Source organism: Pseudochrobactrum albidum (genome assembly GCF_051851455.1).
Lineage (GTDB): Bacteria > Pseudomonadota > Alphaproteobacteria > Rhizobiales > Rhizobiaceae > Pseudochrobactrum.
The window spans coordinates 501,498-527,568 of record NZ_JBPVTR010000024.1 but is presented as its reverse complement, the minus strand read 5'-3'; the positions used below and the strand labels follow the sequence as shown (position 1 = coordinate 527,568).

22 protein-coding genes are annotated in these 26,071 nt (G+C 51.3%); 12 read left to right on the top strand and 10 right to left on the bottom strand.

What is annotated here, in order from left to right; all coding sequences use genetic code 11:
* Positions 1-11 precede the first annotated feature (11 nt).
* The 3 genes from phnE (ACSTTO_RS13465) to phnN all read left to right on the top strand — a co-directional run bounded on the left by phnE (ACSTTO_RS13465) (position 12) and on the right by phnN (position 3,042).
* Positions 12-989, top strand: a complete 978-nt coding sequence (gene phnE / locus ACSTTO_RS13465; protein WP_439273757.1) for a phosphonate ABC transporter, permease protein PhnE — start codon at positions 12-14, stop codon at positions 987-989.
* Between the two features lie 2 nt (positions 990-991).
* The gene (gene phnE, locus ACSTTO_RS13460; protein WP_439273756.1) at positions 992-2,347 is read left to right on the top strand and encodes a phosphonate ABC transporter, permease protein PhnE; all 1,356 of its coding nucleotides are present in this window, start codon (positions 992-994) and stop codon (positions 2,345-2,347) included.
* A 137-nt stretch (positions 2,348-2,484) separates the two neighbouring features.
* Complete coding sequence (gene phnN / locus ACSTTO_RS13455) at positions 2,485-3,042, top strand: phosphonate metabolism protein/1,5-bisphosphokinase (PRPP-forming) PhnN (RefSeq protein WP_439273755.1); 558 nt, start codon at positions 2,485-2,487, stop codon at positions 3,040-3,042.
* Here phnN and ccoS read toward each other — a convergent pair.
* From ccoS to ccoN, 8 genes are all read right to left on the bottom strand, one after another.
* The gene (ccoS, locus tag ACSTTO_RS13450) at positions 3,034-3,204 is read right to left on the bottom strand and encodes a cbb3-type cytochrome oxidase assembly protein CcoS (protein WP_439273754.1); all 171 of its coding nucleotides are present in this window, start codon (positions 3,202-3,204) and stop codon (positions 3,034-3,036) included. The two genes, phnN and ccoS, sit on opposite strands and share 9 nt — an antisense overlap.
* Before the next feature lie 110 nt (positions 3,205-3,314).
* Positions 3,315-5,558 (bottom strand): cation-translocating P-type ATPase, encoded by a 2,244-nt coding sequence (locus ACSTTO_RS13445; RefSeq protein ID WP_439273753.1) that lies wholly within the window; start codon positions 5,556-5,558, stop codon positions 3,315-3,317.
* Positions 5,555-6,106 (bottom strand): FixH family protein, encoded by a 552-nt coding sequence (locus ACSTTO_RS13440; RefSeq protein ID WP_439273832.1) that lies wholly within the window; start codon positions 6,104-6,106, stop codon positions 5,555-5,557. The genes ACSTTO_RS13445 and ACSTTO_RS13440 overlap by 4 nt, the downstream gene beginning before the upstream one ends.
* Positions 6,107-6,216: 110 nt before the next feature.
* Positions 6,217-7,773, bottom strand: a complete 1,557-nt coding sequence (gene ccoG, locus ACSTTO_RS13435; RefSeq protein ID WP_439273752.1) for a cytochrome c oxidase accessory protein CcoG — start codon at positions 7,771-7,773, stop codon at positions 6,217-6,219.
* Positions 7,774-7,967: 194 nt separating this feature from the next.
* The gene (gene ccoP / locus ACSTTO_RS13430) at positions 7,968-8,831 is read right to left on the bottom strand and encodes a cytochrome-c oxidase, cbb3-type subunit III (RefSeq protein ID WP_439273751.1); all 864 of its coding nucleotides are present in this window, start codon (positions 8,829-8,831) and stop codon (positions 7,968-7,970) included.
* On the bottom strand, positions 8,824-8,982 hold the full coding sequence (locus ACSTTO_RS13425) for a CcoQ/FixQ family Cbb3-type cytochrome c oxidase assembly chaperone (protein ID WP_439273750.1): 159 nt from the start codon (positions 8,980-8,982) through the stop codon (positions 8,824-8,826). Before ACSTTO_RS13425 ends, ccoP begins: the two co-directional genes overlap by 8 nt.
* 11 nt (positions 8,983-8,993) lie before the next feature.
* Positions 8,994-9,725, bottom strand: coding sequence for a cytochrome-c oxidase, cbb3-type subunit II (gene ccoO, locus ACSTTO_RS13420; protein WP_439273749.1), 732 nt, complete (start codon positions 9,723-9,725; stop codon positions 8,994-8,996).
* Between the two features lie 14 nt (positions 9,726-9,739).
* Positions 9,740-11,377, bottom strand: coding sequence for a cytochrome-c oxidase, cbb3-type subunit I (gene ccoN, locus ACSTTO_RS13415; protein ID WP_439273748.1), 1,638 nt, complete (start codon positions 11,375-11,377; stop codon positions 9,740-9,742).
* A 978-nt stretch (positions 11,378-12,355) separates the two neighbouring features.
* Between ccoN and ACSTTO_RS13410 the strand changes: the two genes are divergently transcribed.
* The 7 genes from ACSTTO_RS13410 to ACSTTO_RS13380 all read left to right on the top strand — a co-directional run bounded on the left by ACSTTO_RS13410 (position 12,356) and on the right by ACSTTO_RS13380 (position 21,176).
* Positions 12,356-13,981, top strand: coding sequence for an amidohydrolase (locus ACSTTO_RS13410; RefSeq protein WP_439273747.1), 1,626 nt, complete (start codon positions 12,356-12,358; stop codon positions 13,979-13,981).
* 55 nt (positions 13,982-14,036) lie between these two features.
* Positions 14,037-14,978 carry an ABC transporter permease gene (locus tag ACSTTO_RS13405; protein ID WP_439273746.1) on the top strand — a complete coding sequence of 314 codons (942 nt, stop codon included), beginning with the start codon at positions 14,037-14,039 and terminating at the stop codon, positions 14,976-14,978.
* Entirely contained in the window at positions 14,975-15,877 is a 903-nt protein-coding gene (locus ACSTTO_RS13400; protein WP_439273745.1) for an ABC transporter permease, read from the top strand. The genes ACSTTO_RS13405 and ACSTTO_RS13400 overlap by 4 nt, the downstream gene beginning before the upstream one ends.
* A 60-nt stretch (positions 15,878-15,937) precedes the next feature.
* A complete protein-coding gene (locus ACSTTO_RS13395; RefSeq protein WP_439273744.1) occupies positions 15,938-17,530 on the top strand; it encodes an ABC transporter substrate-binding protein in 1,593 nt (530 codons plus the stop codon).
* A gap of 96 nt (positions 17,531-17,626) precedes the next feature.
* Positions 17,627-19,063, top strand: a complete 1,437-nt coding sequence (locus ACSTTO_RS13390; RefSeq protein ID WP_439273743.1) for an amidohydrolase family protein — start codon at positions 17,627-17,629, stop codon at positions 19,061-19,063.
* Between the two features lie 56 nt (positions 19,064-19,119).
* Positions 19,120-20,100, top strand: a complete 981-nt coding sequence (locus tag ACSTTO_RS13385) for an ABC transporter ATP-binding protein (protein ID WP_439273742.1) — start codon at positions 19,120-19,122, stop codon at positions 20,098-20,100.
* Positions 20,097-21,176 (top strand): ABC transporter ATP-binding protein, encoded by a 1,080-nt coding sequence (locus ACSTTO_RS13380; RefSeq protein ID WP_439273741.1) that lies wholly within the window; start codon positions 20,097-20,099, stop codon positions 21,174-21,176. Before ACSTTO_RS13385 ends, ACSTTO_RS13380 begins: the two co-directional genes overlap by 4 nt.
* Before the next feature lie 97 nt (positions 21,177-21,273).
* On the opposite strand, the gene ACSTTO_RS13375 is transcribed toward ACSTTO_RS13380, so the two are convergent.
* Positions 21,274-22,671, bottom strand: a complete 1,398-nt coding sequence (locus tag ACSTTO_RS13375) for an alanine/glycine:cation symporter family protein (protein ID WP_439273740.1) — start codon at positions 22,669-22,671, stop codon at positions 21,274-21,276.
* A 229-nt stretch (positions 22,672-22,900) separates the two neighbouring features.
* The gene (locus ACSTTO_RS13370; RefSeq protein WP_439273739.1) at positions 22,901-23,725 is read right to left on the bottom strand and encodes a bifunctional allantoicase/(S)-ureidoglycine aminohydrolase; all 825 of its coding nucleotides are present in this window, start codon (positions 23,723-23,725) and stop codon (positions 22,901-22,903) included.
* 347 nt (positions 23,726-24,072) lie between these two features.
* Here ACSTTO_RS13370 and ACSTTO_RS13365 point away from each other — a divergent pair, with 347 nt between their 5' ends.
* Complete coding sequence (locus ACSTTO_RS13365; RefSeq protein WP_439273831.1) at positions 24,073-24,768, top strand: response regulator transcription factor; 696 nt, start codon at positions 24,073-24,075, stop codon at positions 24,766-24,768.
* 32 nt (positions 24,769-24,800) lie between these two features.
* Positions 24,801-25,952 carry an ATP-binding protein gene (locus tag ACSTTO_RS13360; protein WP_439273738.1) on the top strand — a complete coding sequence of 384 codons (1,152 nt, stop codon included), beginning with the start codon at positions 24,801-24,803 and terminating at the stop codon, positions 25,950-25,952.
* Positions 25,953-26,071 lie beyond the last annotated feature (119 nt).

Below are 26,071 nucleotides of genomic sequence, written 5' to 3'. Positions count from 1 at the left end.
ATGGCAGGCTGATGACACATCTTGATTTGAAACCATTTCTTTCAGCGCCGGCTTCCGGCGAGGCGGCACTGGTTGAAAAACATTGGCAGGAGCTTGTTTTTCGCCGTCGTATTTATTCCATATTGATTGCCATTGGTTTATTGGCAGCTCTTGCCGCATCGCTGTGGTTTGCCAATGAAACCAATGCCGGAAAATTCTGGGATCGCCTGCCGCATTTTTTTGATTTTATCGGCGATATGATGCCGCGCGATGGTCTGGAGGTATGGCGTGCGCTTTTTGATCTGCCATCACCTTATTTTGATGGCAGCCAGAAATATGACTATGAGGCCGGTCGTATTTATCTCTTCGGCAGTCATTTTTACATTCCGGAATATTTTTATAAAATGCTGGAAACGCTCAATATTGCGATGATGGCAACTTTAATCGGATTTTTCTTTGGGTTTATGCTTTGCTTTTTCGCCGCCAAAAATCTGACGGCCAGTCGTGCCCTGCGTTTTGTTGTGCGCCGTTATATGGAAATCCTGCGTGCTTTTCCGGAAATTGTTATTGCCGGATTTTTCGCGGCAGTTTTATCTTTCGGCCCCATTCCGGCAATTTTTGCCGTTGGTATTCACACGATCGGCGCATTGGGCAAACTTTTTTTCGAAGTGGTTGAAAATGCCGATATGAAGGCAGAAGAGGGCTTGCGTGCAGTGGGCGCTAATTGGGTGGAGCGTGTTGGTTTTGGCATTGTGCCGCAGGTTATGCCCAATTTTATGTCTTATGCCTTTTTGCGATTTGAGATCAATGTGCGTGCTTCCACCATTATCGGGGCTGTTGGTGGCGGAGGTATCGGGGAGGCGCTGCGTCTTTCCATCGGGCACGGCCATCAGGCCAAAACACTGGCTATTGTGCTGCTGTTATTTGTAACAATCATTGCCGTTGATCAGACTTCGGCATGGCTGCGCCGCCGTCTTGTTGGTGCACAGGCCTTTCAGTTTGGAGCGTGATAATGGCTGCAATCACTCTTGGTTCCGCACAGATTTCCGATTATGAAACCCGCTATCCGGAAATTTTCCGCCGCACATCCGGCAAACATTATATGCTGCCATTGATCGGCCTTGGCGTTATTGCTTACCTTGTTTATTGCTGGTGGTTTTTTTCTATTGGCACTGTGCTTGCAGAAGGGCAGTGGCAGCGCGCAAATATTACTGCACGGCAGTGGTATTCTTATGAAATACGCCCGACAATCCGCATGAATGGTGATGCGGCAAAGGTCACTTATCCGCGTTTTTCGGTGCTTGGCAAAAACCCTGATCCCGATTGGGTAAGACAGGTTGACGGCACCACAACGGTTAGTTTCGGTGCATCACAGGCATTGCATCTTAATGGAAAATCCGTTGTTGCACAGCGGAATGATGAAATTGTGTCAATTGTTATCAATGATGATGCCGCGCGCCTGGCAGCCGGCACTGCTGTGCCATCATGGGTGTTACTGCGTGATAATGAGGTGCAGCTGGATTTCGGTTTTGCCGGTGAAGCGCGCATTATGCCGGAGCGCATCAGCATTGCGCGGCGTTTTCTGGGCTGGCCGAATTTTGTTTTTGATACCAATTCCCCGTTCTGGGGCAAATCTTTTTCTGAAGTGGCCGCCATGATTGTATCCGGTGAGCGTATCAAGCCGGACATGTCCAATCTGTCACTTGCTTTTGATAATATCTGGAACAATGCCGAGTGGCAGCATGGCGATGTGTGGACCAAGATGCTGCAAACGATTGTTATGGCATTTGTTGGCACATTTTTTGCAGGGCTTCTGGCATTGCCGCTGGCCTTTATTGCCGCGCGCAATATCACGCCAAATTTTCTTGCCAATCAGCTCACCAAACGCCTGTTTGATTTTCTGCGCTCGGTGGATATGTTTATCTGGGCATTGTTCTTCACCCGTGCCTTTGGCCCCGGGCCTCTGGCCGGCATCTCGGCGATTTTTTTCACAGATACGGGAACACTCGGCAAACTTTATTCCGAAACGCTGGAAAATATTGATGACAAGCAGCGTGAGGGGATGAAATCTGTTGGCGCATCACCGGTCAATGTACAGCGTTATGGGGTTATTCCGCAGGTTATGCCGGTTTTTCTTAGCCAGATGCTGTATTTTTGGGAATCAAATACCCGTTCTGCAACGATTATCGGGGCGGTTGGCGCTGGGGGCATCGGGTTGAAATTATGGGAAGCCATGCGCACCAATGCCAATTGGGCCAATGTTGCCTATATGGTGGTGCTGATTTTGATTGTCGTATTTGTTTTTGATGCGGTTTCCAATGCGCTGCGCTCGCGTTTGATGGGGGACAGGCGGGTTTCTTCAAAATGAAATAAAAGTGTCAGATCAATTTTGCGGGATGATCATAAAATGACTATAAGCTGCAGGCTTGCTGTTTCATGATTTGATGACGATATTTGGTATAATATCTGGCACTGGATTGGCAGGTTTGGGCGGGTTTTGAAAATATGAATGGTATTTTTGTCGCTGTGGTCGGGCCAAGCGGCGCCGGCAAAGACACGGTTATTGATTATGCCCGCAAACACCTGCCGCAGGATGGCAGCTATCATTTTGTGCGCCGTGTTGTCACCCGTAAAGCCGATGGCAATGCGGAGGATCATGATTCTATGTCACAGGCAGAATTTTTGAACGCCGTACAAGCCGGCGCTTTTTGCCTGTACTGGCAGGCGCACGGACTTTATTACGGCCTGCCGCGATCGGCAGAGGATGCGCTGGGGCAAGGCGCGGTGGTGATTGCCAATCTTTCCCGCCGTGTGCTCGGGCAAGTGGCAGGGCGTTTTGCCAAGAGTGCCATTGTGCACATTACGGCAAATCATGATGTGCTGGCGCAGCGTTTGGCAGCGCGCGGCCGTGAGTCACCACAATCCATTGCAGCAAGGCTGCATAGAAACGAAACTGTGGAGACCTGCGGCCTGCCTTTGCAGGTGATTGATAATTCAGGCGAATTACATGCCGCCGGAGAAAAATTTGTGCATTATCTTAAGCAATTGCGCCATTCATTGTGATGGCTTGTCGGGTGCCGGCTTATCATCATCTGTGAGGAAAATCCGGTTTGCCGCTCCGTCCATATCCTCATATTGCCCGTTTTTGAGTGACCATAAAAAAACGCCGAGCCACAATAATCCAAACAGCAGGGCAATAGGGATGAGGAAGAGCAATATATTCATTTTCTGGCCTTTTGCCACTTAAAGAGGCTTTTAAGAGCGGCTGCGGGTGAAACAGCAGCAAAGCAACCGCTCCGGATATTCATTTCCCCGTATTATATACTAAAAACATTTTAAACTTTTTTTGGAAAAACCCCGGGGGAGAGGGGGTGGCGCTGCGGTGTTTTTTTGCCAGCTCGTAAACGCAGGGCGTTGCTGACAACAAGTATGGAGGACAGCGACATGGAAAGTGCGGCAATCAGCGGTGTAACATAACCAAACAGGGCAATCGGCACCGCAATGATATTATATATGAGCGACAGGCCAAAATTCTGCCGGATCAGCTTCCCTGCCTCTCGCGAGATGGTATGTGCCAGCGGTACGGCAGCAAGACTATCATGCAGGAACACAAAATCCGCAGCATTGCGCCCGATATCAGCTGCCGTTGCCGGCGCCATGGAAACATAGGCAGACATCAGCGCCGGCGCATCATTGAGCCCGTCACCAACCATCAGCACCTTGCGGCCCTGATGCGCGCATTCAGAAACCAGCTGTGATTTTTCTGCCGGCAGAATTTCCGCGTGGTAGGTTTCAATGCCAAGCTGTTGCGCGAGGGTGCTGACAGCCTGTTTTTTATCGCCGGAGAGAATTTCCACACGAAGTTTCTCATCTTTCAGGCTCCGGATTGCCTGAGCGGCATCTTCACGCGGACGGTCTTCAAAGCAGAAGGTTTCAACAAGATTGCCATTGCATGACAATACTGTTTCTGTGCCGTTATTGGCGTTGTTTCCTGTATCCTGCATCACAGCCCAGTCGCGCCGGCCAAGACGATAAATATCAGCCCCTTTACGGGCTTCAATTCCATAACCGCTGATTTCTTCAATCTTCTCAAAACGGATTGCGGCAGCAGGGTTTGTGTAACCAGTGAGCGCACGCGAAAGGGGGTGACGTGAATAAAGTGCCAGTTCTGCAGCCAGTTCAAGTGCATGGCGGTTAAGGCTGTCATATCCGGTCAGTTGCGGCCGGCCAAGGGTCAGCGTACCGGTCTTGTCAAACATCACACTGTCAATTTCCGCCATGCGCTCCATAGCAGAGCCATCTTTGATCATGATACCGTTTTCAAACAGGCGGCGTGCGGCAACAACCTGCACAATCGGCACGGCCAGCGCCAGAGCGCAGGGGCAGGTAATGATCAGGGTGGTGATGGCAACATAGATGGATTTGTGCCAGTCACCGGAGAGATAGAGCCAGATAATAAAAGCCAGCAATGCTGTGGTATGAACCAGCGGTACATAAAGCGCCGAGGCGCGATCTGCCAGCTGACGGTAGCGTGCCCTGCCGCCTTCAGCGGCATCCATAAGGCGCACCATTTCTGCAAGGAAGGAGTTATCGGCAGAGGCTGTGGCCTGAATGGTCAGCGGAGCGGTTAAATTCATGGTGCCGGCGCGGATTTGTGAGCCCTGCATCACCGGCACCGGCACGCTTTCTCCGGTTGCAATCGAGCAATCCAGATCAGAATGGCCGCTTATAACCACGGCATCAACCGGCACGCGCTCGCCGACAGCCAGAATAATCCGCATGGAGGGGCGTATCTCTGCAATCGGCACAAAACTGTGCTGGTGATTGTCATCAATCACCACCGCACCGCGCGGGCTGAGCTGTGAAAGGCCTTTGACAGCAGAGCGCGCACGCTCACGCATCACATGATCCAGCGTGCGGCCGATCAGCAAAAAGAACAGCAATGTGGCAGAAGCATCAAAATAGGCATGTTCGCCGGAATTGAGTGTTTCATAAACACTCATGGCAAAGGCAAGGCTGATGGCAAGTGAAATCGGCACATCCATATTGGTGCGCCCGTGCTTGAGGGCATTCCAGGCGGAGAGATAGAAAATACGCCCGGAAAAGACCAGTGTCGGCAAGGCAATCAGGCCTGAGAGCCAATGGAACATATCCCGTGTTGCGGCATCCGCACCCGACCAGACAGAGACGGAGAACAACATGATATTCATGGAGGCAAAGCCGGCAACGGCCAGCGCGATCAAAAGGCGCGACAGTTGCGGATCCTTGTCTTCTCCGAGTTCAAAAATATGCGCGGGATAGCCTGCCCGTTGCAGCGCATCAATAATATGGGGCGGCTCTGTACCGTCTTTCCAGCGCACTGAAACGCGCTTTGAAGAGAGATTGACGCGCGCATAGGTAATTCCGGGCAGTTTTTTAAGGGCGGTTTCTATGGTTTGAATGCATAATCCGCAATGAACGGACGGTACGGAAAGATCAAGCTGGCGCTGGCCATCGCCAAGCACACGGCTGGCGAGCAACAATTCTTCCGGGCGGTAATCAGCCGCGGAAAACTGAATGCCGGTGCCACAGCAACTCATTGCGCTGATCCTTTTACATCCTGCTCATCTTCTTTGATTACGAACAGGCCATTGCTGATATTAATGCGGTGAATCTGCCGGTACGGCTCCTCAAGTCCGGCATAAGTATTAACCTCAACCACCCAATTGCCATCTTTCAGGTCGGCCTCGGCGGTCAGCACATTGCCGGCAGAGGGCAGCATATTAAGTGTCTGGTCTTCTTTTTCATTAACAGGGCGGCGGAAAACGGCCGTGGCGCCGGTCACCCTGACAGGCTTGCCGTTGGCATCGGTCAGGCGATAGGTGACAAGGCCGTTCTCATAGGTCAGATGCTCACGCCAGTTGAGCGCGGCATGGGCTTTGCCGGTGATGGATTTTTTGTTGAATTCCTGACTGGCAACATAGGAATTCTGCACAACAAGGCCAGACCAGCTGCGAATGGCCGATGTCGCCATAATGAGATTGACCACAATGATCACGCCGAAAAAGGCGATCATGATGCCCAGCATATGCCATCCGGTAAAACTGCCCTGCTGCTCTGTCTGTGCCGGTGTGTTGTGCTTGATCATCATTGTGCTCCCTTGCGGGCATTGCCTCATTTATCTGCAAATCGGAAATGCCCTGTTGCTATGTGGTCTGCGCATTTGTCTGCCGCCCTGATTGTAAGGGCAGCAAGGCTTTATTTCTTTTCAGGCGCAATGAAAGTGGCTTTATAGGTGGCGGATTCTGTTCCGTTAAAATCACGCACTGTCATTGTAAAAGGCGTGCTGCCGCCTGCAGCTGCATCTTTTGGCACAATGATAAAGACTTTCAATGTTTTCAGACGATCCGGATCGGCCTCAAAAATAAACCGCCCGTTATTGTCTGCAACCTGATCGGCAATATTGATATGGGCATTTGGCAAGCCGTCTACCAGTAATTCAAACTGCCGCGGCTCATTGACCATATTGAGCAGTTTCACTGTATAGCCATTGCGGATTGAGCCGTCTGACAACAGGACATATTGCGGGTTACGATCCTGCAGGACATTAATGCCGATACGTTCACGCAGCAAGAGCGAGGTAATCAGCGCCAGACCAATCAGCGCCCAGACCGAGAAATAGAACAGGCTGCGCGGGCGGAAAATGCTGGACATTTTCAACTGCCGCACTTTATCACTGAGGGTGTTTTTCGATGAATAAACCCGCTCCGGATTAATTGATGCGCTGCCATTTGCGGTAGCCAGAGCCATATTGGCATCATAATCCGAGAGTGTGGAATAAGAGATCAGGCCGCGCGGCTTGTTAAGCTTGTCCATAACCGAGTTACAGGCATCAATACACAAAGCACAGGTGATACATTCCAGCTGCTGGCCATCGCGGATATCAATACCCATCGGGCAGGCCGCAACACAGGCATTGCAATCCACGCAATCGCCCACAGTCTCACCGGCCGCAATGGCTTTTTTGGAATTGCGGGTGCGTGGTTCACCACGCCAGTCATTATAGGTGACGGTGAGGGAGTTTTCATCCAGCATCGAGGCCTGAATGCGCGGCCACGGGCACATATAGGTGCAAACCTGTTCACGCATCAAGCCGCCAAAAACATAGGTTGTAGCGGTAAGAATGGCGACAGTCGCATAGGCAACCATTGCGGCCTGGCCGGTAACAAAATCCATCAGCAAGGTTGGCGCATCGGCAAAATAGAAAATCCATGCACCGCCGGTCATAACCGCAACAATCAGCCATATTGCATGTTTGGTAACACGCTTGATGAGCTTGTCGGCCGTCATCGGCGCCTTGTCGAGTTTGATACGGGCATTGCGATCACCCTCCACGGCGCGTTCAATTGCCATGAACAGATCAACCCAGACTGTTTGCGGGCAGGTATAGCCGCACCATGCACGCCCTGCGATACTGGTAACCAGAAACAGGCCGATACCGGCCATGATCAGCATACCGGCCACATAATAAAATTCCTGCGGCCAGATTTCGATAAAGAAGAAATAGAAGCGCCGGTGTGCAATATCAATCAAAACCGCCTGATCGGGAGCAAAAGGCCCGCGATCCCAGCGCAGCCAGGGGGTGAGATAATAAATGCCCAAAGTGATGAACATTATGATCCATTTGAAACGGCGAAATTCGCCATGGACCCGTTTCGGGAAAATTTTAACACGCGCTGCATAAAGCGGACCACGCTTTTCAGACGAATTAACCGCCTGCGCTTCTATGCGCTCAACCTCACTGACATCAGACATTCTGAACCCCGCATTCGCACTATCCGCAGATAGCTGCAATTGCTGTTGTTTGAGCATTTCAGTTTTTTTACAGGAGCGATGAAATGCTCTCGTTTATTCTGAACCACTTTTGAAGAAGCGGCGCATATCAGAAAGCCGCTAGATTTGCCGTGGCATAGGAAGCCTCCGGCCGTTTTCCAGCCGGAGGCAATATTTTATTCACCGCCGCCAAGTGAATGCACATAAATGGCAAGCTGTTTGACGGTTGTGTCACCAAGACGGACTTCCCATGCCGGCATAACACCGTGTTTTGGGCTTCTGACCTGTCTTGCAATGGCATCTTCGCCTGAACCATAAAGCCAGATGGCATCGGTCAGGTTCGGTGCACCGAATTCCTTGCTGCCCTTAGCATCTTCACCATGGCAGGCGGCGCAGTTCTCGGCAAAAATCTTTTCTCCTGCCGGGATCATGCTTGCATCGCGCGGTGTTGAGGTCAGGCTGGTGACATAGGCTGCCACTTCACGGATTTGCTGCGGCTCAAGAATATCACCATAGGCCGGCATTTCAGACACGCGGGTTTCTTCATCATCCTGCGAGCGGATGCCGTGGCGGACAGTCTGGAGAATCTCATCAATGGAACCGCCCCAGAGCCAGTCATCATCGTTGAGGTTCGGATAGCCGGGAGCGCCCTGCGCGCCGGAACCGTGACATTGCACGCAGTTTACACGGAAAGCCGCAGCGCCGCCTGCAATGGCAAACTGGTTAAGCTGTGGATCCGCCATGATCTCCTGCACGGATTTTTCCTTGATCGCAGCCATAATATCCTGGCGTTCGGTCTGGATTTTGGAATTTTCCTTCCAGAATTCACCGCGGCTCGACCATTGCAGCACGCCGGATGTTGCGCCGTTGATCAACGGCCATGCCGGATAGGCGATTGTATAGGCAAGGGCCCAGACAATCGTTGCATAATAAACATAGAGCCACCAGCGTGGCATAGGATTGTCGAGTTCCTTGATACCATCCCATTCATGGCCGGTTGTTTCAACGCCTGTAACATCATCAATCTGTTTTTCAGTCATTGGAGTCATCCTTGAAGAGAATGGCTTGTGCATCTTCCGCCTTTTGCTTGCTGCCCGGGCGGAATGTGAAGAAAACTACAAAGAGGAAGAACAGGAACATCCCCAGTAGTCCCCAGCTGTCAGCAAAATGACGCAGGGTGTTGTAATCCATGGTCAGTCTCCTCAGCGTGACTGCGGTGACTGGTCATAGGTTGAGAAGTCAACCAGTGTTCCCAGCATTTGCAGATAGGCAATCAACGCATCCATTTCGCTTATCATGCGCGGATTGCCGTCGAAATCGCCGGTTTTGGCTTTAGGGTAGCGGGCAAGCAATGCTTCTGTATCCGCTTCCGGATCAGCCTGTGCCTTCATATCGGCCAAAGCATTATCAACCATTTCCGGTGTATAGGGCACGCCAACGGCAATATTGGCTTTCAGATTTGCCGTAATGCCGTTCATGTTGAGAGGCGTATCTTTCAGGAAGGCATAGCTCGGCATCACAGATTCCGGCACAACATCGCGCGGCTCGATCAGATGCTGCACGTGCCATTCATTGGAATAGCGGCCGCCGACACGGGCAAGATCAGGCCCTGTGCGCTTTGACCCCCACTGGAAGGAATGGTCATACATGCTTTCAGCGGCAAGGCTGTAATGGCCATAGCGCTCCACCTCATCACGGAACGGGCGGATCATCTGGGAATGGCAGAGATAGCAGCCCTCGCGCACATAAATATCGCGTCCCGCCAGTTCAAGCGGAGAGTAGGGGCGCATGCCCTCTACTTTCTCGATGGTGTTCTGCAGATAGAACAACGGCGCGATCTCCACAAGACCGCCGATTGTGACCACAACAAGCGAGCCGATCAGCAGTAAAGTCGCATTTTTCTCAATGAGTGAGTGTTTTTTGAGTATAGACATACCTCACCTGCTCCTTATTCTGCCGGCTTCAGCGCGGGGGTTGGTGTTTCATGGGAAGCCGGTGCAGAACCGGGAATGGCTGCTTCTTCACGCAGTTCTCCCTTGATGGTTTTGTAGACATTCCATGCCATCACAAAGCCGCCGCTCAGATACATCAGGCCGCCAAGTGTACGGATGACATAATAAGGGAACATGGCCACAACCGTTTCGGCGAAGGAATAGACCAGGAAGCCCTGATCATCATATTCACGCCACATCAGCCCCTGCTGAATACCGGCCACCCACATGGAGGCCGCATAAAGCACGATACCGAGTGTTGCCAGCCAGAAATGCCAGTTGACCATGCGCACAGAATAAAGCCGCTGGCGGTTCCACAGGCGCGGAACAAGGAAATATACAGCGGAGAAGGTGATCATGCCGTTCCAGCCGAGCGCACCGGCATGAACATGGCCGATTGTCCAGTCTGTATAATGCGACAGGGAGTTCACAGCCTTGATCGACATCAGCGGGCCTTCAAATGTAGCCATACCATAGAAGGCAATCGCAGCAACCATCAGACGCACAACAGGATCTGTGCGGATTTTATCCCATGCGCCAGAAAGCGTCATAAGACCATTGATCATACCGCCCCATGAAGGCATCCATAGCATGATGGAGAAGACCATGCCCAGTGTCTGCGCCCAGTCAGGCAGGGCTGTATAATGCAGATGGTGCGGGCCTGCCCAGATATAGAGAAAGATGATTGACCAGAAGTGCACAATAGACAGGCGATAGGAATAAACCGGACGGTTTACCTGCTTTGGCACAAAATAATACATCATCGCAAGGAAAGGCACGGTGAGGAAGAATGCCACCGCATTGTGCCCGTACCACCATTGTGTAACCGCATCCTGCACACCGGAGAAAGCAGAATAGCTCTTTACACCGAGGAATGACACAGGGATCGCCAGATTGTTAACGACATGCAGCATGGCGATTGTGATGATGAAGGACAGGTAGAACCAGTTGGCCACATAAATATGCGGTTCTTTACGCTTGAGAAGTGTTCCCATGAAGATCACAAGATAAACAACCCAGACAAGCGTGAGCCAGGCATCAAGATACCATTCCGGTTCAGCATATTCGCGGGATTGGGTAATACCGAGAAGATAACCGGTGCCGGCCATAACGATAAAAAGATTATAGCCCCAGAAAACAAACCAGGCCAGATCTCCGCCGAAGAGACGTGCACGGCAGGTGCGCTGTACAACATAGAAGGAAGTGGCAATCAGCGCATTGCCGCAGAAGGCAAAAATAACCGCTGATGTATGCAGCGGACGCACACGGCCGAAATTAAACCATGGCGCAATATTAAGATCAGGAAACGCAAGCTGCGCTGCTACGATAACGCCGACCAAAAAACCGGTAACGCCCCAGAAAACCGTAGCAATAATGCCATAGCGGATCGGGCCGTCCATATAGCCGGTCTTGTCTTGTTTTACGGGTTTCAGGCTGTAATCCGCATTGCGGAGCAGCAGGATAGTAAAAATAACAAGTGTAAAGAACAGAACCCACATATGGCTTCTGAATAATGGATCATGTGTAAACCCGGCAAGCAACAGTGCAAAAAATGCACCGAGCCCCGAGATTACAATTCCCGCAGCGTAATTCATTGAGAGACCCCTCGCGAGCATAACTGGTACCACCGGACGGTTTCGGGAAAACCTACAATTCCGGCATCATAGAATTATTACAGGGGTTACCATTTTCCGTCTTTGATTTAAATCAAGCACGCCTGCGGCAAGAGAGCCGGATAATGGCATGATAAGGCTGTATTTCTAGTGGGCTGTGGCAGGGGGAGAGGTGATTTTTCGTCAATAAAAAATATGAACTTTTCTGAAAGTTGTTTAGAGAAAAGTTTTTTATTTTTTAAGTGAATTAATTTATAAAATTCAACAATTTAATGGATTTTTGTGTAAGTTTTCCCAATATCGAAATTACAGGAATTTCTGTAAATTCGATATTGGGGGCTTGATAAGAAAAACAGGTTTTCCCAATGGTTTGAGAGCAGGCATTCTCATATTTTATCATGATTGTCGCAAGGTGGGACGGATTGTCGCTATCCAGCTAGCGGCGCATGGATCAGCGGCTTTTTTATGGCGGCGACAGGATTTTTCAATGGCAAGGAGAAGTTTGATTCTGTTCCTGTTTTTTGCATGATAAATTTGTTTCATGCTGGCTTTTTTTGCCTTGTTGCTGTGGCAGAAAAAACAACCCTGTCAGCCTGTTCCCGACATTTAGGCGAAATGCCGGTGTTTTTATCATATTATTGCAAATGTAAACGATTATATGCAAGATTGATATTGCATTATGCAATTTTAGTATGAAAAATTGTTAGCATTTTATTTCTCCCGCTCTTGCTTTGGGCCCTGTTTTTTGCAAGCATGCTAAAAATATAAAATAACATTGCGGGAAAGTTTTCCTTTGAAAGAAAACAAAACCAGCAGGCAAGGGGAATATAAAAGCCATCCGATTTTGCAGGAGTGAGGCTTTTCCTCAACTCACACACCAGCCTTCCCGGCCTTGTGCCGGGGCGGATAGCAAAATTATGCCTTGTGCTTTTGTGCAGGGCTGCGGGAGTATAACAAATTATGAAATATGCAGATCTCGTCCTTTCGGGCGGGCAGGTTTTCTGCGGCCTTGAGGAAGGCTTCTCTGAGGCTTTAGCGGTTGCAGATGGCAAGGTGCTGGCAACGGGCACAAGTGCAGAAATTGCGGTGCTCACAGGTGAAAATACACGCTATATTGATCTTAAAGGGCGTGTGGCAATTCCCGGATTGAATGATGCCCATATGCATCTTTTGATGCTTGGCATTGGCATGAATGAGATTAATCTTCGGCCTGAATCGGGCGTTCGCAGCCTTGATGAAATTTTCAGACGTATTGCTGCAGAAGCAGCAAAAAAGCCTGCCGGTGAATGGATCCGCGGCGGCGGTTATGATCATTTTGAGCTTGCCGAGCAGCGTCATCCTGCAATTGAGGAGCTGGATGCGGTTGCCCCTGATCATCCGGTTTATATCACCCGCACCTGCGGCCATGTTGGTATTGCCAATAGTGCCGCAATGCGGCTGGCCGGAATTGCGGATGATACGCCAAGCCCGTCCGGCGGGTTGATTGAGAAGCGCAACGGGAAATTATCCGGCCTGCTGGCAGAGTCCGGCATGCGTGTGGTGACAGATAAAATACCGCCATTAAGCCGTGAAGAACTGAAAGCGGCCATTATCCGCGCAGGCCGTTATATGCTGTCTCAGGGTTTTACCTCGGTGATGGATGCGGCCGTTGGTATGGGCTATGGTATGGAAGAACTCCATGCCTATGAGGAGCTGGCCAAGGCCGGCGATTTGCCGCTGCGCACCTGGGTGTGCATTTATGGCAATCATGATGGTATTGGTGATGAGGCTTATGACCAGGGGTTCTGCGCCGGGCGTGAGACCGGTCTGTTGCGCTATGGCGCGATGAAAGTATTTTCTGATGGCAGTGCCGGCGGGCTGACAGCCGCCATGAGCGAGCCTTATGTGGCGGGTGATCCCAATAATTTTGGCATTTTTTGCTATTCAGAAGAAGAAATGCATAAATCTCTCAGGCACTATCATGAGCTTGGCTATCAACTGGCAATTCATGCCATTGGCGATGCCGCGATAGAGCAGGTGTTGTCAGGGATTGAAAAGGCCGATAGCGCGCAATATCCGGTTAAAACCCGCCGCCACCGTATTGAGCATTGCGGCTTTTTGAGTGACGGGCAGATTGAGCGTATGGCCAAAGCCGGTATTGATCCGGTGCCGCAGCCGATGTTTATCTATGAGTTTGGCGATCTTTATGTGGCCAATCTCGGTGAAAAGCGCGCTTATGCATCCTATCCGATGCGCAAATGGGTGGATGCAGGCCTGCATCCGGCAGCTTCATCTGATGCGCCGGTAACCTCCACCAATCCGTTCCAAAATCTTTATACTCTTGTCACCCGCAAGACCAAGGCAGGCACAGTCATTGGTGGTGATCAGTGCCTGACAACGGAAGAGGCAATTCACGCCTATACGCATTTTGGCGCTTATACGCAATTTGCCGAACACAGGATAGGAAAACTTGTGCCCGGCATGGCTGCGGATATTGCGGTTTTATCGCGGGATATTTTTGCGTGCGATGCAGAGGAAATCCGCAATGATGTGGTTTGCGATATGACAGTGCTGGACGGCAAAATCGTCTTTGAGCGGCAAATATAGCTGATTTGATCAGGCGCATTGCGCTTCATCCCGATAATCAGAGAAAGGCAAATTCATGCTCCGGCACACGTTACAGCGTTTGCTTCTTGCTCTTCCGGTAATGTTTGGTGTTTTGTTGCTTGGCTTTTTGCTGATGCAGGTGGTGCCAACCGATCCGGCACAGGTGCGTGCAGGGCCAACCGCCACCCAGGAATTGATTGAGGCCATCCGGCGTGATCTTGGCCTTGATCAACCTTTATGGAAGCAGTTTTTTTATTATATCGGCCGTTTGCTGCAGGGTGATCTTGGCGTATCCATTATCAATAATGTGCCGGTTTCGCAGGAGCTCGGCGCAACCATCGGCCCCACGCTGGAGCTGATGTTTGCTTCACTTGTCTGGGCTATTCCCTTGGGCATTTTACTGGGCACGGTGGGCGCTTATTATCGCGGCTCGCTGCTTGATCGCTCCATCATGGCCGTGTCTGTTGCCGGTGTTTCCGTTCCTGTGTTTTTTTTGGGACTTGTTCTGATCTGGCTGTTTGGCTTCAAATATCCGGTTTTACCATTCACCGGCCGTCTGGGGCCGTTATGGACATGGGAAGGTTTCACCAGCATCATTTTGCCTGCAATCACGCTTGGCGGTGTTTTTGTCGGCCCTGTCGCCCGTATGACGCGCACATCCGTGCTTGATGTATTGGGCGCGGACCATATCCGCACTGCCCGCGCTAAAGGCTTGACTGAACGTCTGGTGGTTATGCGCCATGCCTTGCGCAATGCGCTGGTGCCGGTGGTAACGCTGATTGGTTTGCAGATCGGGTTTTTGCTTGGCGGTGCCGTGGTTGTCGAAACCGTATTTTCATGGCCGGGTATCGGCCGCCTTGCCGTTGGCGCCATTCTTTCCAGTGACCTGCCCATGGCACAGGGAACAATTATTGTGATGTCGCTTGGCTTTATTCTCGTCAATCTCGGCGTTGATATTCTCTATGCCGTGCTCGATCCGCGTGTGAGAGGTGCATGATGACCAGTATTGCAAAACCAACCGCTGATCAGGCCGCCACACAGGCGGAGCAGGAAATCGCATTTAAACGTGTCAGTGTTTTACGTATGCTGATGTCTGATGCCGGCTCAGTGATTGCCCTGCTTCTGGTGGCAATAACATTGTTTTGCGGATTGTTTGCCCCCTGGCTTGCACCGGAAGATCCTTATGGCGGCAATCTTGCAATGATGCTGAAACCGGTTGGCGAGGCGGGCTATCTGCTTGGCACAGACGGGCAGGGGCGTGGTATGGTTACACGTTTGCTCTATGGCATCCGCACCACATTATTCATGGGCTTTGTGTCGGTGTTTTTTGGCTGTGTTGTTGGCGGTATAATCGGCTTTATTGCCGCCTATTACACCCGCTGGAGCGGGCTATTGATGCGCTTTATGGATGTGCTTTTGTCTTTTCCGGCTATTTTATTCGGGCTGGCAATCGCCGCTATCTTTGGCCCGGGGCTCACGGCTGTTATCATTGCGCTGTCAATAGCCACAGTGCCGTTGATGGCGCGTGTGGTACGTGGTGGTGCAATTGTGGTTCTGCAGCAGGATTATATTGAAAGCGCCCGTTCGCTCGGCATGTCTGACAGCCGCATTATTTTCAAATATGTGCTGCCCAATTGCCTGTCCTCAATCTTTGTATTTGTGACATTGCGTTTCGGGCAGGTGATATTGCTGGGCGCAGCGCTCTCATTCATCGGTCTTGGCGCACAGCCGCCAACGGCTGAGCTTGGCGCCATGGCCTCAGAAGGGCGTAATTTCCTGTTCTTTGCCCCTCATGTCTCGGTGCTGCCAAGTCTGGTGATCTTCATCATTGTTCTGGCATTCAACGTGCTTGGAGATTCCCTGCGCGATGCGCTCGATCCTAAATTGCGTAAATAACATCATTTTTGGCGGCGTATCACTGCACAGAACAGTGGGCGCCTCATCAGGAGGACTGAAATGAGAAACTATCTTGCTTCCATTCTGACTGCCGGTGTGGCAGCAGCAGCCGTAATGACCGGCGCAGCCTATGCCCAGACCAAGGCGCCGCTATCTATTTTGCGGGTGATTGATGCGGATAATTATGACCCGATCCGCTCCACAGCAACGGCCATGGTTGAAGTGATGGCAATGCTGGGTGATACGCTGGTATCACTTGATTTTGATATGAAAACCATCAGGCCGGGGCTGGCTGAAACATGGTCGGTTTCAGAAGATGGCAAGACCTATACATTCCATCTGCGCAAGGATGTCAAATTCTGCGATGGTCGGCCGATGACTGCTGCAGATGTGGTTTATACGATCGAACGCTGGCAAAATCCTGAAAAACGCTCACCAACCGCTTTTCGCGGCGGGAAGGTGAAAAGTGTCACCGCCAAGGATGATTACACGGTAATTTATGAGCTGGAAGAGCCTTATTCTGATCTTTTGCCGCAATTGACAATGCCGTTTTCCAGTGTCGTGGACAAAGCAACGGTTGAGAAACTGGGTGAGAATTTCGGTGTGCAGGGCTTTAACGGCACCGGCCCTTATTGCTGGGTGAGCTGGCAGCCGCGGCAGGAGCTGAAGCTGAAGAAAAACCCGTATTATACATGGGGGCCGTCTTTCTATAAAAATCCAAGCCCGCAGGTTGATGAGATTGTCTGGCGCGTCATTCCGGAAGCTAATACGCTGATGGCAGCCATTCAGGCGCGGCAGGCGGATATGACCTATTATATGCCGCCTATTGCGCTAAGCACTATGGAAAACATGCCGGGCATCAGCGTTTCCAAGCAGGAAAATTATATTTACGATATGTTTATGGGCTTCAAGATTGATAAGCCTGTCGTATCCGATCCGGTGATCCGCAAGGCCGTCAATATGGCGACAAACAAGGCCGCGATTACACAGGCTGTCTATTTTGGCCATGGCAAGGAGATGAAATCGCTCCTTAATCCGGCAATTATTGATTATGATCCGGAATCTGCCAAATTAATGCCGGCCTTTGATGTGGATGGCGCCAATAAAATGCTGGATGAAGCCGGCTGGAAAACGGGGGCAGACGGTATCCGTGAAAAAGACGGGCAGAAAGCATCCTTCCTTGTTTATGGTCTGCGCAATGCCACCAATCCCACAGTGAGTGAGGCCATGCAGGCTGACCTGCGCAAGGTTGGTATTGATATGAAAATCCAGCTTTGGGATGCAACTGTTGGCTGGGGCAAGCTGGCAACGCAGGAATTTGATGCTTTTTATATGAATTATCCGGCATTAACCGCGCTTGAAGCCATTGGCCTGTATTTTCCGAGCCGTCAGGCACCAACGCCAAACCGTATGAACTGGAAAGATCCGGCAACGGATGAGCTGTTGCGCAAAGCCGCCACCACCACAGACCAGAAAGAGCGCCATGAGGCGCTGGCAAGCCTGCAACGCAATCTTACAGAAGAAAATCTGTGGGTCACCCTGTCGTCTGAACCTATGTGGCTGATCTCCGGTGACCGCGTGGAAGGTGCCAAAGCCCACGGTATTTATGGCGCCGGTATCTATAAAGGTCTGGATATTTCTCTGAAACGCTAACAACAAAAAATTGCGGCATTGCGAGGAGGCCGTGCCGCAATTGCAGGTCAGGAATACGGGCGCAGATCCGGAATAAGAGCGCAGGGGAGTGATGCGGTGACTGTAACAGTTATCAAGAATGCCGATATTGTTGTTGCATGGGACAAGGAAGCGCAAAGCCATATTTATTTAAAAAACGCAGATGTCGCGTTTGAAGATGGTAAGCTTGTTCATATAGGCAAGGATTATTGCGGCGTTGTAGACAAAGAGCAGGACGGCCGTGGTTTTATGGTTATGCCGGGGCTGGTCAATATTCACTCCCATCCTGCTAGTGAGCCGCTTAATAAGAGTATCCTTGATGAACTTGGTTCCCCGGGGCTGTATAATTCTGCGCTTTATGAATTTATGCCAATCATCCGCCCTGACAGTCAGGGTGCGGAGGCGGCATGGAAAGTAGCCTATGCGGAATTGCTCAAATCCGGCGTTACAACATTGGCAGATCTTTCCGTTGCCCATCCCTCATGGATTGATCTGGCAGGCCAAAGCGGCCTGCGCATATGTATCACCCCCATGTTCCGCACCGCCCGTTGGTACACCAAAAACGGCCATGTGGTTGAATATGAATGGGACGAGGCTGCAGGTGAAAAAGCACTGGCAGAGGCACTGCAAATAGCAGATGCCGCTGAAGCGCATCCCTCCGGCCGCCTGTTCTCCATGTTGTGTCCGGCACAGATTGATACCTGCAGTGAAGGCCTGATCAGGGAGAGCTATAGGGAGGCAAGGCGGCGCAATATCCCCTGGCAGATCCATGCCGCACAATCAACGGTTGAGTTTCATGAGATTACCCGCCGTCATGGTGTCTCGCCTGTTCAGTGGCTGGAACAGCTGGATGTTCTGGGCGAGACCAGCATTGTCAGCCACGGGATTTTTCTTGACGATTATCCGCGTAATAACTGGCATACGCGCCGTGATCTTGCCCTTTTGGCCGAGAGCCGCACAGCTGTTGCCCATTGCCCCACTGTTTTTATGCGCCGTGGCATAGCCATGCGTGATTTTGGCCGTTATTTGCGCGCCGGTGTGCGTCTTGGCATCGGCACTGATACCTATCCGCATAATATGCTCGAAGAGATGCGCCATGTCGGTTACGTGGCGCGGATGATGGCTGAAAACCCGCGCACTGTTACATCAGGTGAGATTTTTACCGCGGCGACAATGGGCGGTGCCGACCTTCTCGGACGCAATGATATCGGGCGGCTGGAGGCAGGCTGCAAGGCCGATCTGGTGCTGGTTGATCTCAGGCACCCGATGATGCGGCCGGGCTATGATCCGATCCGCAGCATGATTTATGCGGCAGCCGAACGCGCGGTGGATACGGTTTATGTCGATGGTGTAAAAGTGGTTGAGAAAGGCTGCTGCCTGACGATTGATTTTGAGCAGGCGGCAGAAGAGCTTCACGCCGCACAGCAACGTACAGTTTTGCGGGCACCGCAGGAAGACTGGGCAAAACGTCCCGTCAGCGCCTATGCCCCGCATTCATTTTCCGGTCTGAACTAAAGGGCGGATATAAATCACCGCTTATGGTTTTGCCTGAGCGGTCTGGAGATAAATATATGACAGAACCGGTTCTCGAAATCCGCAATCTGGTCACGGAATTTAAAACACCAAATGGCACCATCCGCGCTGTGGACGGTATCTCGCTGAAAGTGGAGCGCGGCAAGACGCTGGGTATTGTGGGAGAGAGCGGCTGTGGCAAGTCCATGTTGTCACTCTCGGTGATGGGGCTGGTGCCGCCACCGGGCAAGAATGCCGGCGGTGAGGTGATCTTTGAGGGGCAGGATCTTTTAAAACTGTCGCCCGATGACATGCGCAAGCTGCGTGGCAACCGCATTGCGATGATCTTTCAGGAGCCGATGACCTCGCTTAATCCGGTGCATACAATCGGCTATCAGTTGGTTGAGGCCCTGCAGGCTCATCATAAAAAACCGTATAAGGAGATGCGTGAGGAGGCAATTGAAGCCTTGCGCAGAGTACGTATTCCCGCACCGGAGCGCCGCTTTGATGAATATCCGCATCAATTGTCCGGCGGTATGCGCCAGCGTGTGATGATTGCCATGGCGCTGGTTTGCAAACCGGTGCTGCTGATTGCCGATGAGCCGACAACGGCGCTGGATGTGACCATTCAGGCGCAGATTCTCAACCTGCTGCGGGAGTTGCAGCAGGAGACCAATATGGCAATTATCCTCATCACCCATGATCTTGGCGTGGTGGCGCAGGTGGCCGATGATGTGGCGGTGATGTATGCCGGCAAAGTGGCGGAACGCGCTTCTGTTAATGCTGTTTTTCAAGATCCGCAGCACCCCTATACGATCGGGCTTATGGGCTCTATGCCGCGTATGGATGAAGATGTGGAGCGCCTTGTGGCCATCAGCGGTGTGGTGCCGCCGCCGTTCCGTTTGCCATCCGGTTGCAGGTTTAATCCGCGTTGTCCGTTTTCTGATGAGCAATGCACGGCAAACCTGCCTGAATTGCATGAATTAAAGACCAATCATCTTGTTGCCTGCCATAAAGCACCGGTGGAGGATTTTCTATGACACAGCCGCTTCTGGAGTTGCAGGGTATTTCCAAACATTTTCCTGTCAAAAAAGGGCTGATCCGGCAAAAAGTTGTCGGCACAGTGCGTGCTGTGGATGAGGTATCCTTCAAGCTGATGGCAGGGGAAACGCTGGCGATTGTGGGCGAGAGCGGTTGCGGAAAATCGACCACGGCGCGTCTGGCATTGCGCTTGCTGGAGCCAACTGCCGGCCGTGTGTTGTTTGAAGGCGAGGATGTCACACATGCAAACGGCAGCAAATTGCGTGATCTGCGCCGCAAAATGCAGGTGGTGTTTCAGGATCCCTATGCAAGCCTCAATCCGCGTATGACCGTTGGCGAATTGATTGCCGAGCCGATGCTGGTGCATGGTGTGGGAACAGATGCCTCGCGCCGTGAACGGGTGATTGAATTGCTGCGCCGCGTTGATCTGGCTCCCTACCATGCCGCCCGTTACCCGCATGAGTTTTCCGGCGGCCAGCGCCAGCGTATCGGCATTGCCCGTGCGCTTTCATTATCGCCCAAACTGATTGTGTGTGATGAGCCGGTTTCGGCACTTGATGTATCTATTCAGGCGCAGGTGGTCAATCTGCTCAAGGATTTGCAGAAAGAAATGGGGCTGTCCTATCTGTTTATTTCGCACGGGCTTCCGGTGGTCAAGCATATGGCTGATCGTGTGGCGGTTATGTATCTGGGGCAGGTAATGGAAATTGCCGATAAGCACCGGCTTTATAATAATCCGCGTCATCCCTATACGCAGGCTTTGCTGGCTGCCGCGCCCCAGCCTGATCCGGCTTCCCGCGGCTCATGGAAAGTGCTGGGCGGGGATGTGCCAAGCCCGCTTAATCCGCCTTCCGGCTGCCGCTTCCATACACGTTGCCCGCTGGCACAGGATAAATGCCGTGCGCAGGCGCCGGCGTTGCAGGATGTGCAGGACGGCCATCAGGTGGCCTGTCACTTTGAGGCGCAGGTGCCGGTTTTCAAACATGCGGCGCATTTTGCATCCGGCGCAGAAAAATTGCAGCAACGTTTGGAATTATTTGCGAAAAAACGGGCAGAGAAAGAGCAGGCCGCCTGAGAGTATATATTTTACATGAGAGCATATATTTGAAAATGGAACAGGCCGCTTCATATCTGAAGCGGCCTGTTTTGCTGTTTAAAAAACCGGAAGCGGTTTATTTCCAGATTTCACCATCGACCTTGCCGCTGAGTTCAGGATAATTTTGCAGCGTAAAATGCGGTGTGCCGGCTTTTTTCTGCTCAAAATAATCCTTTGTCACTTTCACAACAGTGCCTGAGAGCAATGTAATAGCAATAAGGTTGATGGTTGCCATCAGCCCCATTGCTGCATCTGCAGCATCAAAAACAGTGAGAATGCTTTCATAAGCGCCCCAGATTACCATCAGCAATGTGCCGCAACGCAGCAATGTCAGCCAGAAATGTTTGCCGGCACCAAGATAGATCATGGCATTTTCAGCATAGGCATAATTGCCGATGATTGAGGTGAATGCGAAGAAGAAAATCGCAATACTGATGAAATAGCTGCCAAACCAGCCAATATGCACAGTCATGGCTTCCTGAGTCAGCAATGTGCCGGTGAGGCCTGAGCTCGGGTCAAGCTTGTGCGATAGCAGGATCATGATTGCTGTGGCTGTACAGATCAGGATTGTATCAATAAACACGCCAAGCGCCTGCACAAAACCCTGTGAGGACGGGTGATGCGGATTTGGCGTGGCTGAAGCGGCAATATTGGGCGCAGACCCCATACCGGCCTCATTGGAGAACAGGCCGCGTTTTACGCCGTTCATCAAGGCGCCGGCAATACCGCCTGCTGCAGCTTCCACGCCAAAGGCGCTTTTAACAATCAGGGCAATCAGCGCCGGCACTTCAGCAATATTGGCAATGAGCACATAAATAGCCACGCCAAGATAGATTGCCGCCATAAATGGCACAACAAGCTCGGCCACGCGGGCAATTTGCCGGATACCGCCAAAAATCACAATACCGGCAAGTATGGCGATGACAACACCAACTGCAATTTTGGAAATGCCGAAAGAGCCGTTCATGGCATCGGCAATGGCATTGGCCTGCACGGCATTAAACACAAGGCCAAAGGCAATGATCAGGCAGATGGAAAAAATAATGGCTGCCCAGGGTGCTTTAAGACCCTTTGAAATATAAAAGGCAGGGCCGCCGCGAAACTGGCCATCTGCATCGCGGGTTTTGTAAAGCTGTGCCAGCGTGCTTTCTGCATAGGCTGTTGCCATGCCCACAAATGCAACAATCCACATCCAGAAAATTGCACCAGCGCCGCCGAGATAAAGCGCAACCGCCACACCGGCAATATTGCCGGTACCTACACGGGAGGCAAGGCTGGTACACAATGCCTGAAATGGTGTGATGCCGCTGTTATCCTGCTTGGGAGTGCGCATAACCGAGCGGAAAAATTCAGGAAAATGGCGGATCTGGAGAAAGCCGAGTCGCACGGAAAAATAAATTCCGGCGGCAAGCAGGCCATAGACGAGAACATAATTCCAGAGGATTGTATTTAAAAAAGCAATGATAGCATTCATCGGTAACAGGACTCCGAAGCACTTTCGGCTGAAGTGAATATGGCGTTTTTACGGTGAAAATAAATTAATAAATCGTTTTTAACGGATATTTTTAATTAATGCATGGTTTTTTATATGTTTGTGAGGATTATGGCTTTTTAAAAAATCAAAATTGTTATTTTTCAATGAGTTGAAGCCGCGCGGCCTGTGTAAAACCGGCGGCTTTCTTGTTAAAATTATTGTGGCGGCCTCAGAGTTTCAGCTTAACATGGCGGTTTACATCCTTATAAAGCAGGTAGCGGAATTTGCCGGGGCCGCCGGCATAACAGGCTTGCGGGCAGAAGGCGCGCAGCCACATATAGTCACCGGCTTCCACCTCTACCCAGTCCTGATTGAGCCGGTAGACGGCCTTGCCTTCCAGCACATAAAGACCGTGTTCCATGACATGGGTTTCAGCAAAAGGAATAACCGCGCCGGGTTCAAAAGTAACAATATTGACATGCATATCATGGCGCAGATCAGCCGGATCGACAAAACGGGTGGTTGCCCATTTGCCATCTGTATCCGGCATGGCAACCGGTTCTATTTCAGACTCATGCCTGAAAAATGCCTCCGGCACATCAAGGCCATTGACATATTCAAAACGCTTTCTGATCCAGTGGAAGCGGGCAGGCGCATCGCTTTTATTGCGGATTGTCCAGCGGCTTTTGGGCGGCAGAAAAGCATAGCTGCCTGCACGTAAAGCGTGTTCCTTGCCATCAAGCGTAATAACAATATTGCCTTCAACCACAAAAATACCGGCTTCTGCATCAGCATCCGGCTCAGGTTTCTCGCTGCCGCCCTGCGGTTCCAGCTCTACGATATATTGCGCAAAAGTCTCGGCAAAGCCGGAAAGCGGGCGTGATAAGATCCAAACCCGCGTTTTATCCCAGAAAGGCAGACAGGATGTGACGATATCCATCATCACGCCTTTGGGGATAACGGCATAGCTTTCCGTAAATACCGCGCGATCGCTTAGCAATTGTGTTTGCTTTGGCGCGCCGCCTGCAGGGGCGTAATAGGTGCGCTCAGTCATGATCTCTCCCGATTGCTGGCTTAAGGGCTGCCGGATAGCTGGCGGCCTGGTTATTCTCTGTTGCAGTCAGGCCGGTTTTTTAGGTTTCTGCAAGGGGGCAGCAGAAAATTATTGCTGAAAATAAACAATGAGTGGCAATAATTTGAGTGACAGGAATGCTGCGGGCAAAATTCAGGAAAAGCCGGCTCTTAACGATTTATCTGCATGTGTCTTTCAGTGCTTGGTCATAAACACATATAATCTTGACAATTTTCCTATAGTTGCAACTGCTTTTCCGGACAGGATGACACCGGCCGCAGATGGGCTCAACATCTGACCGCGGGTAATTGAAAAACAGGTGCGTCATGATTGATAAAGGTCTGATACTGATTGTTGAGGATGAACCGGCAATTGCCGGTATTCTGGAGGCCTATCTTATCCGTGATGGCTATCGCACAATTTCAGCCGCTGATGGCGAAATAGCCTTGCGCCATTATGCCATGTTGTCACCTGATCTGGTTCTGCTGGATGTGCGCATTCCCAAAATTGATGGTTTTGAGGTTTTGACGCGGTTGCGCAGGGAAAGCAATGTGCCGGTGATTATGGTCAGTGCGCTGGCCGAGGATATTGACCGTTTGTCGGGGCTGCGGCTGGGGGCGGATGATTATATTATCAAGCCGTTTAACCCGCAGGAGGTGGTGGCGCGGGTGAATGCCGTGCTGCGCCGCACCCGCAATAATATGGCTAACATGACTGTCCGCTTTGAAAATATCCTGATTGATTTTGATGCCCATGCCGCTTTTGTGGATACGGAGGAGGAGCGCAAATTATTGCCGCTGACCTTGAGCGAGTACCGTATTCTGGCATATATGATCCGCCGTCCCACCCATGCTTTTCAGCGTAATGATCTTCTGGATGCCTGTTTGCCGCAAAGTGATGCGCTGGTGCGCACGATTGATACGCATATTGCCAATTTGCGCCGTAAGATTGAAGTTCATGGCGGGCCGTCCGGCCTGTTTCCGGCAGTGCGTGGCATTGGTTACCGGCTGTCAGAACCACGATGAAATTATTCCGCTCTCTTTTCTCCGCTGTGTCATTGTCCCGCCTGTCTCTTGGCACTGTTTCTGCCCTTGTAACGGCGGCCATGCTTTTATTGAGTACGGTGATAATGTTTTTTGGCATTCTCTGGGTGCTGGAGATGCAGGAGCAGAGCTATCTTGGTATGCTCACGGAGAATGCCCGCAGGGCTTATGATATGCTGGAAAATGGCGAATTGCCATTGCATGAGGATTTTCTGGCACTGATCAGGCAATTGCGCCAGCTTTATGAGGGCAGTGAGAATGATCTGTACTGGCTGGTGCTTAAATCCGGTTTTATCGCAGCTTTTATTTGCAGTCTTATCGGCTTTTGGCTGGCGCGCAAAATCAGCCGCCCGCTCAATTTACTGACCGGTGTGGTCAATAATCTCCGGCGGGGGGATTTTTCAGTGCGCGTGCCGGATAATGTCCGTGGTACCGGCGAGGTTTTGTTGCTTATCAGCCGTTTTAATGCACTGGCAGAAGAATTGGAAAATATGGAACGGCGGCTGCGGTTTAATACAATGGCTGTGGCGCATGAATTACGCACACCCCTGACCATCGTGCAGGGCACATTGCAGGGTATGGCGGATAAGGTTTTCCCCCGTGATGATGGCCGGATCGAAGACCTGCTGACACAGGTGGAAGGCTTGTCGCGTCTGGTGGAGGATTTACGCACATTATCGCTGGCTGCCAGCCAGAAACTGGTTACTCAGCGCAGACATATAGACATTGCGCAAGCTGCAGAACAGGTGCTTCAGGCTTCACGCCCGCTGTTTGATGAGGCGGATATAATTGTTGAAACCAGCTTGAAAACCGCAATCATTCCCGCAGATGGCCAGCGTCTGCGGCAGGCATTGCTGGCCGTGGTCGAAAATGCAATCCGCTATGCGGCATCGGGCAGATATTTGCGTTGTGAATGCGGCTATCTGAACAGGGAGGAAGCATTTTTGCGGGTGATTGACCATGGCCCTGGTTTGGCACGGGAACTTGTCGGGCATTCTATTGATATTTTTTGGCGGGCGGAGCCTTCCCGTTCCAGATCAACCGGTGGTTCCGGCCTTGGCCTCTCCATTGTGCAGGCTATTGTGCGCGCCCATGGCGGCAGGGTGGAGTGCAGTACGCCACAGGCAGGCGGTGCCATGATAACAATGATTTTTCCGAGAAAATAGGCAAATCAGACATCAGAAACAAAAAAGATTATCGTATTATAATATACCTTAAAAAACCTCACATTATTTACCGGTTAAATCTTGACAGTTCAGTTGCATAACTCCTTCCCACAGGAAGT

What these genes read in the sequence shown, in the direction of transcription:
- ccoN (WP_439273748.1), bottom strand. Translation starts at nt 11,377, where the DNA reads ATGAATTACGCTGCGGGAATTGTAATCTCGGGGCTCGGTGCATTTTTT.
- ccoP (WP_439273751.1), bottom strand. Translation starts at nt 8,831, where the DNA reads ATGACTGAAAAACAGATTGATGATGTTACAGGCGTTGAAACAACCGGC.
- ACSTTO_RS13380 (WP_439273741.1), top strand. Translation starts at nt 20,097, where the DNA reads ATGACACAGCCGCTTCTGGAGTTGCAGGGTATTTCCAAACATTTTCCT.
- phnE (WP_439273756.1), top strand. Translation starts at nt 992, where the DNA reads ATGGCTGCAATCACTCTTGGTTCCGCACAGATTTCCGATTATGAAACC.
- ACSTTO_RS13370 (WP_439273739.1), bottom strand. Translation starts at nt 23,725, where the DNA reads ATGACTGAGCGCACCTATTACGCCCCTGCAGGCGGCGCGCCAAAGCAA.
- ACSTTO_RS13440 (WP_439273832.1), bottom strand. Translation starts at nt 6,106, where the DNA reads ATGATCAAGCACAACACACCGGCACAGACAGAGCAGCAGGGCAGTTTT.
- ACSTTO_RS13425 (WP_439273750.1), bottom strand. Translation starts at nt 8,982, where the DNA reads ATGGATTACAACACCCTGCGTCATTTTGCTGACAGCTGGGGACTACTG.
- ACSTTO_RS13375 (WP_439273740.1), bottom strand. Translation starts at nt 22,671, where the DNA reads ATGAATGCTATCATTGCTTTTTTAAATACAATCCTCTGGAATTATGTT.
- ACSTTO_RS13400 (WP_439273745.1), top strand. Translation starts at nt 14,975, where the DNA reads ATGATGACCAGTATTGCAAAACCAACCGCTGATCAGGCCGCCACACAG.
- ACSTTO_RS13385 (WP_439273742.1), top strand. Translation starts at nt 19,120, where the DNA reads ATGACAGAACCGGTTCTCGAAATCCGCAATCTGGTCACGGAATTTAAA.
- ccoG (WP_439273752.1), bottom strand. Translation starts at nt 7,773, where the DNA reads ATGTCTGATGTCAGTGAGGTTGAGCGCATAGAAGCGCAGGCGGTTAAT.
- ccoO (WP_439273749.1), bottom strand. Translation starts at nt 9,725, where the DNA reads ATGTCTATACTCAAAAAACACTCACTCATTGAGAAAAATGCGACTTTA.
- phnE (WP_439273757.1), top strand. Translation starts at nt 12, where the DNA reads ATGACACATCTTGATTTGAAACCATTTCTTTCAGCGCCGGCTTCCGGC.
- ACSTTO_RS13405 (WP_439273746.1), top strand. Translation starts at nt 14,037, where the DNA reads ATGCTCCGGCACACGTTACAGCGTTTGCTTCTTGCTCTTCCGGTAATG.
- ACSTTO_RS13445 (WP_439273753.1), bottom strand. Translation starts at nt 5,558, where the DNA reads ATGAGTTGCTGTGGCACCGGCATTCAGTTTTCCGCGGCTGATTACCGC.
- ACSTTO_RS13410 (WP_439273747.1), top strand. Translation starts at nt 12,356, where the DNA reads ATGAAATATGCAGATCTCGTCCTTTCGGGCGGGCAGGTTTTCTGCGGC.
- ACSTTO_RS13395 (WP_439273744.1), top strand. Translation starts at nt 15,938, where the DNA reads ATGAGAAACTATCTTGCTTCCATTCTGACTGCCGGTGTGGCAGCAGCA.
- ccoS (WP_439273754.1), bottom strand. Translation starts at nt 3,204, where the DNA reads ATGAATATATTGCTCTTCCTCATCCCTATTGCCCTGCTGTTTGGATTA.
- phnN (WP_439273755.1), top strand. Translation starts at nt 2,485, where the DNA reads ATGAATGGTATTTTTGTCGCTGTGGTCGGGCCAAGCGGCGCCGGCAAA.